The organism is Leuconostoc aquikimchii (assembly GCF_040838325.1).
In the GTDB taxonomy this organism is placed as follows: Bacteria; Bacillota; Bacilli; order Lactobacillales; family Lactobacillaceae; genus Leuconostoc; species Leuconostoc aquikimchii.
On sequence record NZ_JBFPER010000001.1, the window covers coordinates 389,336 to 406,295 of the forward strand.

Sequence of the window (16,960 nt, forward strand, 5' to 3'; positions counted from 1 at the left end):
AAGGAGATTAATCATGAGTGAATTAAATTTAAACATTGCACCGATGCAATTTAAAAATGTTGTTGTTGGCGTTGATGAATCAGAGCAAGGGTATTTTGCTTTGGCAAACGCCATACATCAAGCACATGAAGATGATGCAAATCTGATTATTGCTTCGGTTTTGGAAATGGGAGATTTATCTACAATTGATGCCTTACATTTAGACGTCATTAAAGAAAAACGTGCTGAAGTTGAAGCAAATTTGGCAAAATATAAGGCCTATGCTGAGTCACAAGGCGCTACAAACGTTACAACGATTTTTGCTGATGGTGCTAAAGCGGGCGAAGCATTGTTACAAGATGTTGTGCCTAGAGTTCATGCCGATTTAATCATTGTTGGTGCGCATTCGCGTGAGGGTTTCTGGGACTCATTGGGATCACAAGCAGCATACATTGCGCGTCACGCCAAGATTTCTTCGATGGTTGCCCGTAGCAGTAAATAATATTTATCATTGATTAAAAGTCGTCTCTGGACGGCTTTTTTATGTCAAAAATGAATAGGAATAATATATCATTTGCTACGCCTGTTATAATAGGATTATGGAAAAAGAAATTATTATTGAATTGGAACAAATTTTTAAAGTACTGGGAAATAAACAGCGTTTAATAATTCTTGAATTATTACGCGAGCGCCCTTATGCTGTCTCGGAAATTATTGTGCGTTTAGGGATGGAACAATCAGCCGTTTCGCATCAATTAAAAGTGCTTCGTGAAGCGCAGTTGGTTGAAACGAAGAGAAAAGGGCGTGAAATGCTATATTGTTTGAGTGATTCTCATATTTTAATTTTATTAGATAATGCATTAAAACATGTAGCGCACGCCTTTCAACATGAAATTAACTAGAAAAATAAAAAAGCTTGACGCGGTTTACTATATTTGGTATTCTTATGTAGTTGTTTAGATTAATAAAGCAACCTAGGCATGTTTGCCGTTGTGGCGGAATTGGTAGACGCGCTGGACTCAAAATCCAGTGATGGCAACATCGTGTGGGTTCGACTCCCACCGACGGCATGAATTAAAAGCACTAAGGGTTAAGTTTTAAAACTTAACCCTTAGTGCTTTTTAAGTAGTTTAAAGGTAAACAAAGAAATACTTATTGGTGTTTAACGTCTAGCAAATTAGTGTAAGAAAAAACACACTTACCTAGGTAGGAATTTTTTTCTTACTGTCAAGTTGCTTAAGCTAACCAGCCATGTGATTGGAAATCGCTTAAAATACGATCAAATTCGTTGATTTTCATGTCATTATCCAATTGATGCGCAGTATGGAAATCATCCCATAATTGTTGCACACGCGTTGGAACGTGTGCAAGTGCCATGTCACCAGTGGCTTGGACGTATATTTCCCGACGCCATTCTGAAATAATGTTATATTCTAATCCGTTCATGATAATGTCTACCTTCAATGATAAAATTTTAGTTAGATATCTAATATAACACATAATTTAATATTCGCATATATATTAGCTATATAAAAATGAAAATGAGTTTTTGAAAAATAAGTCGAAATACACAGTCTTGTTTATTCCGAGTGTATAGGCTAAGAGACGGTAATATATAAAAATAATAAGTGTAATATAACACACTTTTTTTATTGTTTTGTGATGGGATAAAAATGAGCTTAAATTAATATTCTCAAAGAAATCATCTAAATAAAACTGGGTAAGTTAGGTAGTAATACAATGGCAATACTGTGAGATCTAGCACAGGATTAACCTTAATTAGAACTTGTTTACGCCAAATTTTACCGTCGAAATTAATATGAAAAACCACGATACAGTTAGCATCGTGGTCGCTGCAATCGCAATGACCGCTTTTCCGTTAAGCGGCCAAAACGATTGAGTTTGGTTCAATAGAATGACTCAAAAGTTATGACCCCCTTTCCTAGATTGATTATAGTATACAACCGTAAGTGTTAGAAATCAACATATTTGATTTCTAAATATGTTGAAGTTTATAAGTGTGAGACTAAAATTTTGTCAAATAATAGCACGCAATTGATTATGAAATAACAGATAAAAAGCATGTGTTGATGGGCAGCGGTTATAAGGGCCTAATTTAAGAATAATTATCAAAACTAATAATGGTATAATTAAAGCGTCAAAGCTTGAAAATTAGGGCTTTTTCAGGTATTCTAGTATTAGTTGTAATTGGCGCTTTTTGTGCTGAACAAACTTGAAACGGAGTAGAAAATTGACAGTCGAAGAGTTTATTTTAGCAGTAAAAAACGCTGGTATTAATTTAACAAAACAACAAATACAGCAGTTTGAACAGTATTTTGACATGCTGGTAGCCACCAATGAACATGTGAATTTGACGGCTATTACCGAAAAAAAAGATGTCTATCTCAAGCATTTCTATGATTCGCTAACGGTCGCATTTTATGAAAAAGAACTTGCAACAACTGAAAAAACGTTAATCGATATTGGAACAGGTGCTGGTTTTCCATCGTTGCCACTAAAAATTGTTTTGCCACAATTGAAAATAACAATGGTTGATTCACTTCAAAAACGTATCAACTTTTTACAAGAAGTAGTAACAAATCTTGGATTGTCTGGCGTTGAAATTATTCACGGTCGTGCTGAAGATATTGGTCAAGACCGAAAATATCGTGAAGCTTTTGATTATGCTACTGCACGTGCTGTAGCGCGAACAAGCGTACTGGCTGAATATACCTTACCATTTGTTAAAGTTGGTGGAAAATTCATTGTGATGAAGGGTGCTGCTGCGCAACAAGAACTGGCAGATGGTAAGAAGGCATTGGCCATTTTAGGTGGTGTTTTGCGTGACGAATTTGAATTTTCGTTGCCAAATGGGGATGCACGTGATATTCAAATTGTTGATAAAAACAAAAAAACACCAAAACAATATCCTAGGCAGGCAGGAACGCCTAGCAAGAAACCGATCGGATAACGAGCATATACATTAAGTATAGATGCTGATAGAAAGGACGCCAAACCACATGGCACAAATAATTGCATTAGCCAACCAAAAAGGTGGTGTCGGAAAAACAACGACCAGTGTTAATTTAGGGGCAGCACTGGCACAAGCTGGCAAGCGTGTGTTGCTTGTAGATATAGATGCACAAGGGAACGCAACCAGTGGCTCAGGCGTTGACAAATCTGAATTAGAACGTGATAGTTACGATGTGATAGTTGATCGTGTACCGATAAGAGAAGTTATCGTGCCAACAGACAATTATGATTTAGTGCCAGCGACAATCCAATTGTCGGGTGCAGAAATTGAACTAGCAGGTCAAGAGAAGCGTGAGTATCGCTTAAAAAAAGCGTTATCAGAAGTGAATGATGATTACGATTTTATTTTGATAGATAATCCACCAGCCTTAGGTTTATTGACTGTTAATGCTTTTACAGCTTCTGACGCGATTCTTATTCCCGTTCAAACAGAGTTTTATGCACTAGAAGGACTTGGACAGTTGTTGAATACAATTGAACTTGTGCGACAACAATTTAACGCTGATCTTGATATATCAGGCATCTTGCTGACAATGTATGATGGCAGGACAAACCTAGCTAAACAAGTCTCTGAGGAAGTACGTAATTATTTTGGTGATAAAGTTTATACCACAGTTGTTCCGCGGTCGGTACGTTTGAGTGAAGCACCTTCATATGGACAGGCAATTATTGATTTTGATCCGCGCTCGATTGGGGCGCAAGTCTATAACGAGCTCGCACAGGAGGTCTTAAAACAATATGGCAATTAAAAAAGGTGGTCTTGGAAAAGGTTTAGGCGGGCTTTTTAACGCAAATAATGTGACTGAAGAAGCATTGGAACATACAAAATCAGTTACTAAAAAAGCAACCGACAGTGAAAGTGTTGTGTTACTTGAATTATCTGATATTGAAGCCAATCCGTTTCAACCACGTCATCATTTTGATGATGAAAAACTGCAAGAATTATCTCGGTCTATTAAAGAAAATGGTGTATTAACACCAATTATTGTTCGTCACTATAATAATAAGTATCAAATTATTGCCGGTGAACGTCGTGTTCGGGCATCAAAATTAGCCAATTTATCAAAAATCAGCACCATTATTCGCGATGTTGATGATGATACAATGGCAGCTGTTGCTTTAGTTGAAAACTTACAGCGTGATGATTTAGATGCGATTGAAGAGGCAAAAGCTTACGATGGCCTAATGAAGCAGTTACAGTTGACACAAACGCAAGTGGCTGAAAAAGTTGGGAAAGATCGTACAACTGTGGCAAATGCGCTGCGTTTGTTGAAATTACCACAAACGATACAAATATTAGTAGAGGTTGGCGACCTGTCGATGGGGCATGCACGTGCCCTGTTAGGTTTAAAAGCTAAAACACAAATAGAAAAAGTAGCGCAAACAATCGTTGCACAAGGTTTGAACGTCCGTCAAGTTGAAGCGTTAGTTAGAAATATGAATGCAGGGACTACTGATAAGTCGGTAAAAGTGACTTCACCTTATGCGATGGCATTAGCAACTCAGCTTGAAGAAAAATTTGGTACAAAAGTCAAAGTTAATGCGGGTAACAAGGGTAATGGTAAGATCGAGATTAATTATGTGTCAAATGACGATTTGAGTCGCATTTTGAATTTACTTGATATTGAGGTTGATTAGTATGGTAGAACCCTTAATTTACAAATTAAATGATATTGTCGAAATGAAGAAACCACATGCTTGTGGTACTAACGCATGGCAAGTTACCCGTGTTGGTGCAGATATTAAATTGTTATGCACAAGTTGTGGGCGCGGCATCATGATGTCACGTTTTGATTTTAATAAACGATTAAAGAAAATTTTAATATCAGCCGAGGCTGAATAAACGTTTTTAACTAGGAAAGGAAACGTGATTCAAATAGTAGTGATGTCGTCAACGTGTTCTGACCGCGGTTTGGTCTATTAAAAATGATGCGTTACGTATCGCAAACTATTAGTCACATATTTAAAACATGGCACTTACAGCTGGAATTGTCGGCCTCCCAAATGTCGGCAAGTCAACATTATTTAATGCAATAACCAAAGCGGGCGCAGAGATGGCGAATTACCCATTTGCCACGATTGAACCGAATGTCGGTATGGTTGAGGTGCCTGATGATCGCTTAGCGCGTATTCAAGAAGTAGAACCTGCTGACAAAATTATACCCACAACATTTGAATTTACTGATATTGCGGGTATTGTAAAAGGCGCCTCGCAGGGTGAGGGACTTGGCAATAAATTCTTGGAAAATATTCGTCAGGTGAATGCCATTATACATGTTGTGCGCGCTTTTGATGGGGATGATATCATTCATGTTAATGGCGTTGTCGATCCGTTAGATGATATTGATACAATTAATACTGAATTAATTTTAGCTGATCTTGAGACGGTAGATAAGCGATACGCTAAAGTCGTACGTGCAGCTAGAGGTTCGGATAAGCTGGCTAAAGCGGAGTTAGTGGTGTTAGATAAGATAAAGCCTATGTTAGAAGCAGGCCACTCTGTGCGCTCGATTAGCTTTACTGATGATGAGCAAAAAATTGTTAAAGGATTGTTTTTATTAACAAGTAAGCCAGTACTTTATGTTGCAAATCTAGCAGAAGATGATATGGCTGATCCTGAATCATCACGTTATTTTAACGAAATAAAATCATTTGCTGCGACAGAAAATGCAGATGTGATTGGTTTGTCAGCTAGTGCTGAGGAAGATATTGCCCAGTTAGCAGATGAAGATAAAGCAGAATTTTTGGAAATGGCTGGTGTAACAGAACCAGGCTTAAATAAATTAATTCGTGCAGCATATCATTTGCTGGACTTACGGACCTTTTTCACAGCGGGTGGGAAAGAAACGCGTGCTTGGACTTTTAAAGCTGGCATGAAAGCACCACAAACAGCTGGTGTTATCCATTCTGATTTTGAACGTGGCTTTATTCGTGCAGAAACAATCGCTTTTGATGATTTGAATGCATTGGGTTCCGTTAAAGCAGTTAAAGAAGCTGGTAAGTTACGCTCAGAAGGAAAAGAGTATGTTGTCAATGACGGTGACATCATTGAGTTCAGATTTAATGTTTAAATAACTTGTTAGGTCAAAATAGTTTCAAATACTCTAAAAAATGATTAAGCAGGCTAAAGTCTGTGTACATATCCTCGGAGGAATCAAAATGTCAGAAGAAAAGCAGCAATTAACAAAAAAAAATGAAGACTTTATTTTTCGATTTAAAAGATTAATGATTCAAAACAGCAAATTATCTGCTGAAAAAATTGAAGAAATTACAAATGAAGTTGCGCAACAATTACATGAAGCACAGGGCACTGGTCAGACAGCAGCACAATTGTATGGGACACCAACGCAGGCTGTACAACAATTTTTAGATCCTAAAAAATTGACCAAAAAATTGCATGATTATAAATTTTGGAACTTAGCAGTGGATACATCATTAGCAATTTTAATGCTGTTTTGTGCCGTGTTTGGTTTGTCTTTGTTTTTTTCAAAAAATGCCAACAATCAGGGTGCCGGAATTGTGTCGCTTTTCTTGATTGCAGCTCTTGGTGGTTCGATTTATACAGCAGTGATTCTGAAATTAACACCAGACCCAAAGAAAATAAAAAACGGCGGGCAAAAGAATTATCGGTGGTTATATTTAATTGGTGCCGTCGCAGCATGGATTATTGGTTTCATCGTTCTTGGATTATTGCCACAAGTAATTAACCCCACTTTGCCACCAGTAGCGTATATTATTTTAGTAGTTATCGCTTATGGTGCGTTCCGATGGAATCGCCAATATTCTGGTTTGAAAGGTGGATTTTTAGCCATTAGTCAATTATCACAACAAGCACGTTTGGAAGCAGCACAGGCCAAAAAGTAGAAGGAGCTGAAAATGAAAATTTTAGTTGTCGACGATGATATTGAAATTGCTGAATTACTTGAGATTTATCTTAAAAATGAAGGCTATGAACCTGTTATGGCAGTTGACGGGAAAGAAGCGCTTTCTAAATTAAACACGAACCCGGACATTGCGCTTATGGTTTTGGACGTTATGATGCCAAATATGAACGGCTTAGAAGTTGTCAAAATTGTTCGTAAAGACAGCCGTATTCCAATATTGATGTTGTCAGCAAAGTCCGGCGATATGGATAAGATTCAAGGGTTAATAACTGGTGCGGATGATTATGTTACAAAACCTTTTAATCCACTTGAAGTTATGGCACGTGTTCGTTCACTCTTGCGTCGTGCAGAAAATTCAGTTCAAGATCAGACACCAGATATTTTGGATATAGGATCATTGGTTATTAACAAAGATAGCCATGAAGTGAAAACAGCTGATGGGGATTTAGTTAATTTGACGGCTTTAGAATTTGGAATTTTTTACCTACTAGCATCACATCCCAATCGTGTTTTTTCAGCTGATGATATTTTTGAACGCGTTTGGCAGCAAGAATCGGTCGTGTCTGCTAAAACAGTCATGGTCCATGTTTCTCATTTGCGCGATAAAATTGAAGAAGCAACAAACGGCGACCAGGTCATTCAAACCGTTTGGGGCGTTGGTTATAAGATCGAAGTAAACTAATGAAAACTTTTGCGTTGTTTTTAAAGTACAATCGCACAAAGATTTATTATATGGTAGTAACAATTTTGTTGTTGCTACTTTTTAGTTGGTCAATCATAACAGGCGTTGATAGGTTACGATTATATAATCAATTAACATCGGTTGCAGGGCAATGGCTTTTGATTTTGCTACTCGTTATTGGTAATATAACAATCCTCATTTGGCAGTATGTTCGGTGGCGACAGGCGGAAAGCTTGATTCATTTCATTCACGACATGAACCGTATAGCACGTGAAAATTCTGATAGCATGATTGAGTGGCGTGCTGTTTATGCACCCAAAACGCAAGCCTTAATTGATGTGTCTAATCAAATTGCTAAAAACACACGCAAAATTCGTGAAGAAGAACGAGAAAGTGAACGATCAAAAGATGAAATGATTACAAATATTTCTCATGATTTACGGACACCTTTGACTGCTATTATTGGTTATCTTGGTTTGGTTGAAATGAATGCTGACACACTGGGAACAGCGGAACGAGCAAAATATATTCATACGGCATATGATAGATCAAATCAGATGAAAGTATTGGTTGAGGATTTATTTGAATTTTCAAAAACACAGGCACACGATGCTATCCTACATGTCACGACAATTAGCTTAAGTGATTTATTCGCACAATTGTTAGCCAGCTATGAAATTGAGGCACAAACAAAAAAAATAGCACTCACACAAATTACTAAGCCAGAACTTATTGTACTAGAAGCTGATTCAGATAAATTGGCACGTGTATTAATGAATTTAATTACAAACGCTTTAAAATATGGTGAAGGTGCAACGTTTATTAAATTAACGGCACAAGTACGAGAAACAGATGTTGAAATACGGGTGATTAATGATGGGGTTAAAATTCCCAGCGATGCTATCACTGATATTTTTGATCGCTTTTATCGCGTTGAAAGTTCTCGTAATAGTAAAACTGGGGGGACTGGTTTAGGTTTAGCAATTGTTAAAGGCATTGTTGCACAACATCATGGATCAGTGCGTGTCACATCAGATGACGAACTAACATCGTTTATTGTAGCCATACCGTTAAAGCAGCATTAGGGAGAAGAGAGATAATGAAACACATTAAAGTTATTGGGGCGATTTTTGTTATGTTTTTTTTAATGACAACAGCAGTTTCGGCAAATGCCGACGCCAAGCCGTTGGGAATAAAAGAGGATGTCAGCTCAGCTATTGTTATTGATGCAAGTACCGGTCAGATATTAGCCGAAAAAAATGCTGACAAGTTGGGACCGATTGCATCACAGTCTAAGTTGTTAACAGCATATGCCGTTCTGAAAGCAATTGATACCAAAAAAATAAAGTGGTCAGATAAAGTTACAATTTCTAAAAAAGCTGATTTGTTTAAGCAAGATAGTCACATGTTTTCTCATTTGGCAGTGAAAGCAGGGGATCAATTAACTGTACGTGAATTGTATAATACCATGATTACTTTGTCAGCGAATGATGCTGCATTTGCACTGGCAGAATATCTAACACCTAAAAAAATGACCACCGCACAAGCTTTACAAGCTTGGGCTGCAGAATTACATTTAACACAATCAAAATGGTATAATTCTGCTGGACAAGTTAACCAAGATGCGTTTGACAATAAAGTTGAAAATGCACCAGATGATGCAGTAAACTTGGCGAGTCCAAAGCATGTTGCAATCATCGCACGAGAAATAGTCAAATTAGATCCAAATATTCGTGAATTAGCGACAAGTAAGCAGGTTTCATATCATTTGACAAAGAATTATATTGTTAATGAGCCAACAGAAATGACAAAAAATTGGCCGTATTTAGTTAACCCGAATCACCTCACGATTGAAGGTTTAAAAACGGGGTCCACGCCAGAATCAGGCGCAGCTTTCACAGGAATCATTAAGGATACTAACGGGCATGAATTTATAACTGTTGTTAACGGCGCTGCTAGTTATATGGATGAGGTACAACGTTATCAAAAATCGTTGAATATTGTTAATGCCGTTTTAAGTGCTCAAAAAGCCGTGACTTTTAAAAAAGGAACAGTTTTGCCACATGCTAGCCAGGTTGATTTGCCGAATATGAAGCAGTATCATATGCCAGTTACAGTTGCGCAAACAAAGACGATTTGGATCAATAATGGCGCCAAATTATCCTCAAAAATTGTAGCGCTTGATATAAAAGGAAAGTCAGTGAAAAAAGGCCAGAAAATTGCGAATGTCAAATTTAATTTAAATAACGCACAATATTTGTCAAGTAGTTATGATGTTGATCAATCAGTACAGTTGATTGCGACGCACAAAACAGCAAAGGCTAATTTTATCGTACGTGCATGGCGATCAGTTGTGCATTAATAGTGGTTTTTTAGCAACTTGAAAAAGTTGCTTTTTTTTAACTTTTCAAAACGCAAATATTGTGTTATTATATTGGTATAGACCAATTAAAAGTAAACGCATTGTGAAGGAGAAAATTATGAAAATTATTAAAGTTAAAAATCCAGCAGAGGGGGCTCAAAAAGCTTTTGATATATATCAAGATGCATTAAATCATGGGGTTAAAGTACTTGGATTAGCAACAGGAGCGACACCTATTGCTTTGTATGAGAAGTTGTCGGATAGTACGTTAGATTTTTCAAATGTTACATCAATTAATTTAGATGAATATTTAGGATTAGATGGCAATAATGAACAAAGTTACCGCTATTTTATGAACCAGCATCTCTTTAATAAGAAGCCTTTTAAAAAATCGTATGTCCCTAATGGTATCAGTGAAAATCACGAAGCCATGGCCGTGCAATATGATCAAATCATTTCAGAGAATCCCATTGATTTACAATTATTAGGCATTGGGCGTAATGGACACATTGGGTTCAATGAACCTGGCACACCATTTACGTCAACGACACATGTCGTTAATTTGACACAATCAACGATTGATGCAAATGCACGTTTTTTTGAAAATGAATCTGATGTACCGACGCAAGCAATTTCCATGGGAATTGCGTCTGTCATGACGGCAAAAAATATTTTATTGCTTGCTTATGGTGCTGATAAAGCAGATGCAGTTGCGGCGACAGTAAACGGGCCTATAACTGAGCAGGTACCAGCTTCTGTTTTACAGAATCATAAAAATGTCACAATTATTATTGATGAAGCAGCAGCGATGAAATTGTGATAGAATAATCTTGTAAGCGCTTAACAAACCTAAGGAGGAATGCGTTCATTTGGATAGATTTTGAAAAATGAACGCGCGAATAATACTATGGCACATATCACATTTGATACAAAGAACATTGAAAATTTCGTGGCCGATCACGAGTTTTCTGAAATGCAACCATTGATCACAATGGCGGATCAACAATTGCGAAATCGCACAGGGGCTGGGGCGGAATATTCTGATTGGGTGACATTACCAACCGACTACGATAAAGAAGAGTTTGCTCGTATTCAAGCTGCTGCAAAAAAGATTCAATCACACTCAAAAATTTTGGTTGTTATTGGGATTGGTGGCTCGTATCTCGGTGCTAAAATGGCCGTTGATTTTCTAAACCCAGTGTTTAATAATGAGTTGTCAGATGAGCAACGTCACGGCGTAAAAATTTATTTCGCTGGGAATTCAACATCGGCATCATACTTAAATGATTTGGTACGTGTCATTGGTGATCAAGATTTTTCAGTTAACATCATTTCAAAATCTGGGACAACGACAGAACCATCGATTGCTTTCCGTGTTTTCAAACAATTACTTGAAAAAAAATATGGGGCAGATGCAGCTAAAAAACGTATTTTTGCAACAACTGATGCGAAACATGGTGCGTTACATGATGAAGCCATTTCAGCAGGGTATGAAACATTTACTATCCCTGACGGTGTTGGTGGCCGTTTCTCAGTTTTGACTGCTGTTGGATTGTTGCCAATTGCTGCCTCAGGCGCTGATATTCAAGCATTAATGACGGGTGCAAAAGATGCCCAAGTTGAATATTCAAGCGACGATATTACTAAAAATGAAGCTTATAAGTATGCTGCGGCTCGTCGTATTTTGTACGATAAGGGTTACACAACAGAATTATTGATTAATTGGGAACCATCAATGCAGTATTTATCAGAATGGTGGAAACAATTAATGGGTGAATCTGAAGGTAAAAACCAAAAGGGTATTTATCCATCATCAGCTAATTTCTCAACAGATTTACATTCACTTGGACAATATATTCAAGAAGGGCGTCGTGATTTGTTTGAAACAGTTGTGAAGCTTGATAGTCCAGTTTCAAACTTAGATTTGCCACATGAAGCAGGTAATAATGATGGTTTGAAGTATTTGGAAGGTATTACGATTGATGAAGTGAACACAAAAGCTTCTCAAGGTGTGACATTAGCACATATTGACGGTGGAGTGCCTAACTTAGCAGTCCACATGCCAACACAAGATGCCTATTCATTGGGTTATTTGATTTATTTCTTTGAAATGGCTGTCGGTGCTTCTGGTTATACATTTGGTATTAATCCGTTTAACCAACCAGGTGTTGAAGCATACAAAACAGCAATGTTTGCCTTATTGGGTAAGCCTGGCTATGAAGAAGCAACTAAAGCATTTCGTGCACGTTTAGATCAGTGAACATAGGCTAATTTAATGGCCATTTAAAGAACACTCAGAGAAATCTGAGTGTTCTTTTTGTGAGAAAAAACGCTTACGGCCGTATGATGTTATGTGATTAAGAAAGGTGTCAATATGAATGAAATTTTAAAGACAGCAATAGCACAACAAGCCAATGATGTTTATATACTGCCAATAGCTGACGCACAATACGTCATTAAATGCCATGTGGATGGCCAATTGTTTGAACTCAAAAATATCAGTGAAGAAGACGCGCAACTTATGGTATCCGCTATCAAATATCGTGCAAAAATGAATATTTCAGAACGACGTCGGCCACAGTTGGGTAGATTCCAATATGATGATGTTTGGATTAGAGTGTCGACAGTAGGCGATTTTTTAAATCGTGAAACGGTTGTGCTACGCATGATTTATCAAAGGCAACAGCAGCAAAAATGGTTGGATGCGAAACAATTTGAACAAATGCAGGCATCTTTGCCAAGTGCAGGCTTGTTTTTGATTTCTGGACCAACTGGATCAGGTAAAACAACAACACTTTACCGCTTACTAGAAGAAATCTCTGATGACAAATTAGTGTTAACGATAGAAGACCCAGTAGAAATGCAGCAACCAAAATTTGTGCAACTTCAAGTCAACGAAGATGCAGGTATATATTATGAAGACTTGATTAAAGTCGCTTTGCGACATCGCCCTGAAGTTTTACTAGTTGGTGAAATTAGAGATGGGACAACAGCAAGCGCAGCAGTTCAAGCGGCATTAAGTGGTCATTTAGTTTTAAGTACGGTGCACGCCATGTCTGCACGTGATGTTATTTTGAGGTTGCTTGATCTTGGTGTGGATCAAAGTAAGTTAGCTACAGCGCTGTCTGGGGTCGTATATCAACGTTTGGTGCCCACGTCTGACAAGCAACAAGCGGCGATTATAGATAGGTTACATGGTATAGATATTCAGCGTGTATTAAACGGTGAATACATGCCAAAGTTCTCAGAAAAATGGCAGGAGGTCTTGAACAATGCAGTTAAAGATAACAAAATTTCAAAGGCAGCGCATCAAACGTACAACACACTTTAAAACAAGTGAACAAGTCTTGTTTTTTCAAGAGTTAGGTGAGTTGTTACAATCTGGTTATAGTATTTCACAAAGTTTGGATATTTTAGCCAGTGCACATACGAAATGGCAACATTGGTTAAAAGAGGTGATAAAGAATTTAAATCGCGGGTTAGCCCTACATGTCATTCTCAAACCAAATGTGAGTAATCAAGTATTATTACAATTAAAATTGGCTGATCAACATGGTAATTTAACCGAAGCGTTGGTAGCAATTGGTGAAAATATGGCGCAACTTCAGCAGCAACAAAATAAAGTTACGCAGGTCATGCGTTATCCGATAATATTGTTGGCTATTCTTGGGGCAATGCTTGTTGGTTTGAAATTTTTTTTGTATCCTATTTTGAATCAGTGGCAAGACACAGCGACAATAGGAACTAAAGGCAACTATCATTATTTATATCTTATTGCTGGTATGAGCAGTTTTATTCTCCTAATAGGGGTAGCCTTTTGGTATCGGAAGAACGCGCGGCAAAAACTTATTTTATTAGCACATATGCCAATCATCGGCATAATTGTGAAAACAATTGTAACCTATCAAGTAACGCAACAATTAGCCACCTTATTATCAAGTGGTTTGACCGTGCCAGAAATTTTAGATGAAATGAGTCAAAGTGATGAAAAAGGCAGCATCATGATGTTTAGCTTAACAAGTCATGCGCGGCAACATTTAAAACAAGGGCACACGATCGAAAGTTATATTTTAAAACAGCCATATTTTAATCGCTCTTTAGCCGGTTATTTTTCACGTGGACATCAGCCTAAAATGTTAGCTGATTATTTATCCTATTACGCTAAAACGCAGTTTCAATTACTCATGCAACAGACAGACCGTTTGATTGGCACATTGCAACCACTATTTTTTGGTGTTATTGGTGTGGCAATTGTTGGATTATATATGTCGATGTTATTACCAATGTACCAATCTATTGGAGGGTTATATCAATGAAATTTTTTAAGAAGAGTCGCAAAGCATTTACTTTGATTGAAGCAGCAATTGTCTTATTCATTATTAGTCTGTTGATGTTACTTATTTTACCCAATCTCGGGGCACAACGCCAAAAAGCTGTTGAAACACATAAAACAGCAATGGTGTCTACCGTACAAACTCAGATAGATTTGTATGCAAACGAACACCCTGAAAATGGTGCGATAACGGTGAATAATTTGGTAACTGCGGGTTATTTAACTGAAAAGCAGGCTCAAAAAGTGACAGATTTAAATATCACAGTTACAAACAATGAAGCACACAAATAGCGCATTTACCTTATTAGAATCTTTAATTGTACTAGGTGTTGTGGCAAGTATGTTATTGATTGGTTGCGCAATAAAACCGCCTAATCAGCAATTGGCTCAGTGGGAACCTGCATTTAAATCACAATGGCTTCGTGCGCGGTTGACCGCACAACAAACACAAAAAAATGTCATTGTGACATTTGATGAAGATATGGTGCTATTTGGTAGTGAACGATTTAAATATCCAAAAGGTTATCAAAATAATAAGCCAAAGCAGTTGAAAATATTGAAAACGGGTTATGTCACGCCAATGACTATTACGCTCACGACTGGCAAACAGACGATTAAACTTATTTTTAGTTTAGGAGGTGGAGAATATCGTGTGGAAAACGCGTAAATCAGGTTTTGTATTAGCAGAAGCATTAGTATCTCTCATACTCGTAAGTACAGCTATTACATTTGAATATGAACAGATTAGGCACTTTAGACAGCATGATATGCGTTTAAAAAAGGCGTATCAACACGTATCAGAGGAAAGGATAACGGCTGTCGAAGCATGGCATGAGTATGTTAAAAAATAAGCGTACCGCATTTACGTTATTAGAGTCAATGGTAGCATTAATAGTTACGGGATTAGTATTAATGACAATACAATTTAGTCTATCTTTGTTAAAAACGCAAACGCCAGTACCATTAGATATCACGTTGCGTGCTGTAGCACACCAGATTGAAGTACAAAAATATACTTTTATATCAGCTCACAAAGACCATGTGATACTTAATAATAGCGAGGGAAAGCCAATGAATTTAGAGGTTCGCCGAAATCAATTACAAATAGCTGCTGTGGGGGCCGGTCAAATTGTTATGGCACAAAATATTAGGCAGTTAACAGTGATTGACCATACGAGTTACTTAGGGTTAGAGATTATTGATCACAAGGGTCAAAAAGCAAATTGCCTGCTTTATCTTAAAAAGGGCAAAGAGCATGTTTAGAAAGAAGCAAGCATCAATCGTTGTGTCGACACTCATGCTTCTTGGCGCACTTGGTGGTGTGTTGATTTTACAAAATAGTGCCTTTAATGCTCAATTAAAAGCCAGATCACAAATGATTGTATTAACAAAACTTGATCAAATACAGCTACAAGCAAGCTTGGCATATCATAAAAGCAACCAGAAAAGTCAAGATTTTGGTAATGTTAAAACGACTGTTGCGGCAAACAATATCACAATTAAACTAGGACAGGACACTTACACAAGAGAGCTACTTGTGAAAACGCCTTGAAAATCATGTCAAAAAAAGCTAAAATAAAACTATGACACAAGAAAAAATAGCAAAATATTTTGACGCACTAACGACCAGTACACAAGCATTGGCACAAGATGCAAATATGAGTATGACTGATGCACTCATTGAGGTACTTGAAGATATTCACACTGGCAATGTTCAGCATGAATTAGATAAACCAACAGCTGAAATAACAGAGAAAATACAACGACTTATCACCGACTTTGATTGGCAAAACATGTCACAGGTAGATTTGAGAAAAGTATTGCAATTGGTTATTTTGAAAGTTAATCGAGATGATGAAACCCCCACAAATCATCAATTAACGCCAGATGGCATTGGTTATTTACTAGCAGATTTTTTGTTTCAAACAGCGAATTTATCAAATGGTGATACGATTATTGATTTGACGGTGGGGACAGGTAATTTACTCAATACGATTAATGATGTTGCACGAATGAATGATATAACAGTTAATCGGATAGGTATTGATAATGACGAGACACAATTAGCGTTGGTGTCGGCTGTAGATGACATACTTAATCAAGGGACAACAGAACTTTATCAAGAAGATGTCATTGCAACGCACAACGTTCCTAAAGCTAACGCAGTGATTGCTGATCTACCAGTAGGCTATTATCCATTACAACCAGGGGATGACTATGAGACACGTGCATCAGAAGGACATTCACTTGTACACCATTTGCTGATTGAAAAGAGTTTAGACTTTGTGACTGATGATGGTTGGGTCTATTTAATTGTACCAGCCAATGTCTTAAACGGTGATCATGCTAAAAGCTTACTTCAGTTTGTTGCAAATAAAGCACAACTTAAGGCATTTTTACAATTACCAAATGAATTTTTTAAAGATCAGCGTGCAGCTAAAGCGATACTTGTTCTAAAAAAAGCAGACGCAGGGACAAAAAGCGAGGTTTTAATGGGCCAGTATCCAACATTGAAAGATATTGACGCTTTAAAAAGTTTTTTGCAAGATATTGCCGCTTGGGTTAAACTGGATAAAGAACAAGATAAAATATGAGACCGATGTATGTCTTAAGGTGGCAAATCGATGGACAGTAGTTATCGATGTTTTATATGTTTTTAATACGTAGCAGATAAGATCATGTTTAAG

Annotated in this window: 22 protein-coding genes and 1 tRNA gene; 22 read left to right on the top strand and 1 reads right to left on the bottom strand. The window is 37.3% G+C overall.

Annotated features, from left to right (window positions below):
- Positions 1-13: 13 nt before the first annotated feature.
- The 3 genes from AB3K24_RS01970 (at position 14) to AB3K24_RS01980 (ending at position 1,049) form a co-directional block, all read left to right on the top strand.
- Entirely contained in the window at positions 14-481 is a 468-nt protein-coding gene (locus tag AB3K24_RS01970; RefSeq protein WP_367973544.1) for a universal stress protein, read from the top strand.
- A gap of 97 nt (positions 482-578) precedes the next feature.
- A complete protein-coding gene (locus AB3K24_RS01975; protein ID WP_367973545.1) occupies positions 579-881 on the top strand; it encodes an ArsR/SmtB family transcription factor in 303 nt (100 codons plus the stop codon).
- Positions 882-965: 84 nt separating this feature from the next.
- Positions 966-1,049: transfer RNA gene (locus AB3K24_RS01980), tRNA-Leu, on the top strand.
- Between the two features lie 166 nt (positions 1,050-1,215).
- Here AB3K24_RS01980 and AB3K24_RS01985 read toward each other — a convergent pair.
- Complete coding sequence (locus AB3K24_RS01985; RefSeq protein WP_367973546.1) at positions 1,216-1,425, bottom strand: hypothetical protein; 210 nt, start codon at positions 1,423-1,425, stop codon at positions 1,216-1,218.
- 805 nt (positions 1,426-2,230) lie between these two features.
- On the opposite strand from AB3K24_RS01985, the gene rsmG reads away from it, so the two are divergent.
- The 19 genes from rsmG (at position 2,231) to AB3K24_RS02080 (ending at position 16,867) form a co-directional block, all read left to right on the top strand.
- Complete coding sequence (rsmG, locus tag AB3K24_RS01990) at positions 2,231-2,950, top strand: 16S rRNA (guanine(527)-N(7))-methyltransferase RsmG (RefSeq protein WP_367973547.1); 720 nt, start codon at positions 2,231-2,233, stop codon at positions 2,948-2,950.
- 49 nt (positions 2,951-2,999) lie between these two features.
- Positions 3,000-3,761, top strand: coding sequence for a ParA family protein (locus AB3K24_RS01995; RefSeq protein WP_367973548.1), 762 nt, complete (start codon positions 3,000-3,002; stop codon positions 3,759-3,761).
- Positions 3,751-4,650, top strand: coding sequence for a ParB/RepB/Spo0J family partition protein (locus AB3K24_RS02000; protein WP_367973549.1), 900 nt, complete (start codon positions 3,751-3,753; stop codon positions 4,648-4,650). The genes AB3K24_RS01995 and AB3K24_RS02000 overlap by 11 nt, the downstream gene beginning before the upstream one ends.
- 1 nt (position 4,651) lies before the next feature.
- Positions 4,652-4,855 (top strand): DUF951 domain-containing protein, encoded by a 204-nt coding sequence (locus tag AB3K24_RS02005; protein WP_367973550.1) that lies wholly within the window; start codon positions 4,652-4,654, stop codon positions 4,853-4,855.
- 127 nt (positions 4,856-4,982) lie between these two features.
- Positions 4,983-6,083 carry a redox-regulated ATPase YchF gene (ychF, locus tag AB3K24_RS02010; RefSeq protein ID WP_367973551.1) on the top strand — a complete coding sequence of 367 codons (1,101 nt, stop codon included), beginning with the start codon at positions 4,983-4,985 and terminating at the stop codon, positions 6,081-6,083.
- A gap of 88 nt (positions 6,084-6,171) precedes the next feature.
- The gene (locus tag AB3K24_RS02015) at positions 6,172-6,876 is read left to right on the top strand and encodes a DUF1129 domain-containing protein (RefSeq protein ID WP_367973552.1); all 705 of its coding nucleotides are present in this window, start codon (positions 6,172-6,174) and stop codon (positions 6,874-6,876) included.
- Positions 6,877-6,888: 12 nt separating this feature from the next.
- Positions 6,889-7,578 (top strand): response regulator, encoded by a 690-nt coding sequence (locus AB3K24_RS02020; protein ID WP_367973553.1) that lies wholly within the window; start codon positions 6,889-6,891, stop codon positions 7,576-7,578.
- A complete protein-coding gene (locus tag AB3K24_RS02025) occupies positions 7,578-8,663 on the top strand; it encodes a sensor histidine kinase (RefSeq protein WP_367973554.1) in 1,086 nt (361 codons plus the stop codon). The genes AB3K24_RS02020 and AB3K24_RS02025 overlap by 1 nt, the downstream gene beginning before the upstream one ends.
- Positions 8,664-8,677: 14 nt before the next feature.
- Complete coding sequence (locus AB3K24_RS02030; protein WP_367973555.1) at positions 8,678-9,940, top strand: D-alanyl-D-alanine carboxypeptidase family protein; 1,263 nt, start codon at positions 8,678-8,680, stop codon at positions 9,938-9,940.
- 118 nt (positions 9,941-10,058) lie between these two features.
- Positions 10,059-10,760: a glucosamine-6-phosphate deaminase gene (locus AB3K24_RS02035; protein WP_367973556.1), complete on the top strand. Its 702-nt coding sequence runs from the start codon at positions 10,059-10,061 to the stop codon at positions 10,758-10,760.
- Between the two features lie 87 nt (positions 10,761-10,847).
- Positions 10,848-12,200 (top strand): glucose-6-phosphate isomerase, encoded by a 1,353-nt coding sequence (locus tag AB3K24_RS02040; RefSeq protein WP_367975537.1) that lies wholly within the window; start codon positions 10,848-10,850, stop codon positions 12,198-12,200.
- 114 nt (positions 12,201-12,314) lie between these two features.
- Positions 12,315-13,271: a competence type IV pilus ATPase ComGA gene (gene comGA, locus AB3K24_RS02045; RefSeq protein ID WP_367973557.1), complete on the top strand. Its 957-nt coding sequence runs from the start codon at positions 12,315-12,317 to the stop codon at positions 13,269-13,271.
- Positions 13,213-14,256, top strand: a complete 1,044-nt coding sequence (locus tag AB3K24_RS02050; RefSeq protein WP_367973558.1) for a type II secretion system F family protein — start codon at positions 13,213-13,215, stop codon at positions 14,254-14,256. The genes comGA and AB3K24_RS02050 overlap by 59 nt, the downstream gene beginning before the upstream one ends.
- Complete coding sequence (comGC, locus tag AB3K24_RS02055; RefSeq protein ID WP_367973559.1) at positions 14,253-14,564, top strand: competence type IV pilus major pilin ComGC; 312 nt, start codon at positions 14,253-14,255, stop codon at positions 14,562-14,564. Before AB3K24_RS02050 ends, comGC begins: the two co-directional genes overlap by 4 nt.
- The gene (locus tag AB3K24_RS02060; RefSeq protein WP_367973560.1) at positions 14,548-14,940 is read left to right on the top strand and encodes a type II secretion protein; all 393 of its coding nucleotides are present in this window, start codon (positions 14,548-14,550) and stop codon (positions 14,938-14,940) included. The genes comGC and AB3K24_RS02060 overlap by 17 nt, the downstream gene beginning before the upstream one ends.
- Positions 14,924-15,124 (top strand): hypothetical protein, encoded by a 201-nt coding sequence (locus tag AB3K24_RS02065; RefSeq protein ID WP_367973561.1) that lies wholly within the window; start codon positions 14,924-14,926, stop codon positions 15,122-15,124. The genes AB3K24_RS02060 and AB3K24_RS02065 overlap by 17 nt, the downstream gene beginning before the upstream one ends.
- Complete coding sequence (locus AB3K24_RS02070; RefSeq protein ID WP_367973562.1) at positions 15,111-15,536, top strand: prepilin-type N-terminal cleavage/methylation domain-containing protein; 426 nt, start codon at positions 15,111-15,113, stop codon at positions 15,534-15,536. Before AB3K24_RS02065 ends, AB3K24_RS02070 begins: the two co-directional genes overlap by 14 nt.
- Positions 15,529-15,825: a hypothetical protein gene (locus AB3K24_RS02075; protein WP_367973563.1), complete on the top strand. Its 297-nt coding sequence runs from the start codon at positions 15,529-15,531 to the stop codon at positions 15,823-15,825. The genes AB3K24_RS02070 and AB3K24_RS02075 overlap by 8 nt, the downstream gene beginning before the upstream one ends.
- 31 nt (positions 15,826-15,856) lie before the next feature.
- A complete protein-coding gene (locus AB3K24_RS02080) occupies positions 15,857-16,867 on the top strand; it encodes a class I SAM-dependent methyltransferase (RefSeq protein WP_367973564.1) in 1,011 nt (336 codons plus the stop codon).
- Positions 16,868-16,960: the final 93 nt, after the last annotated feature.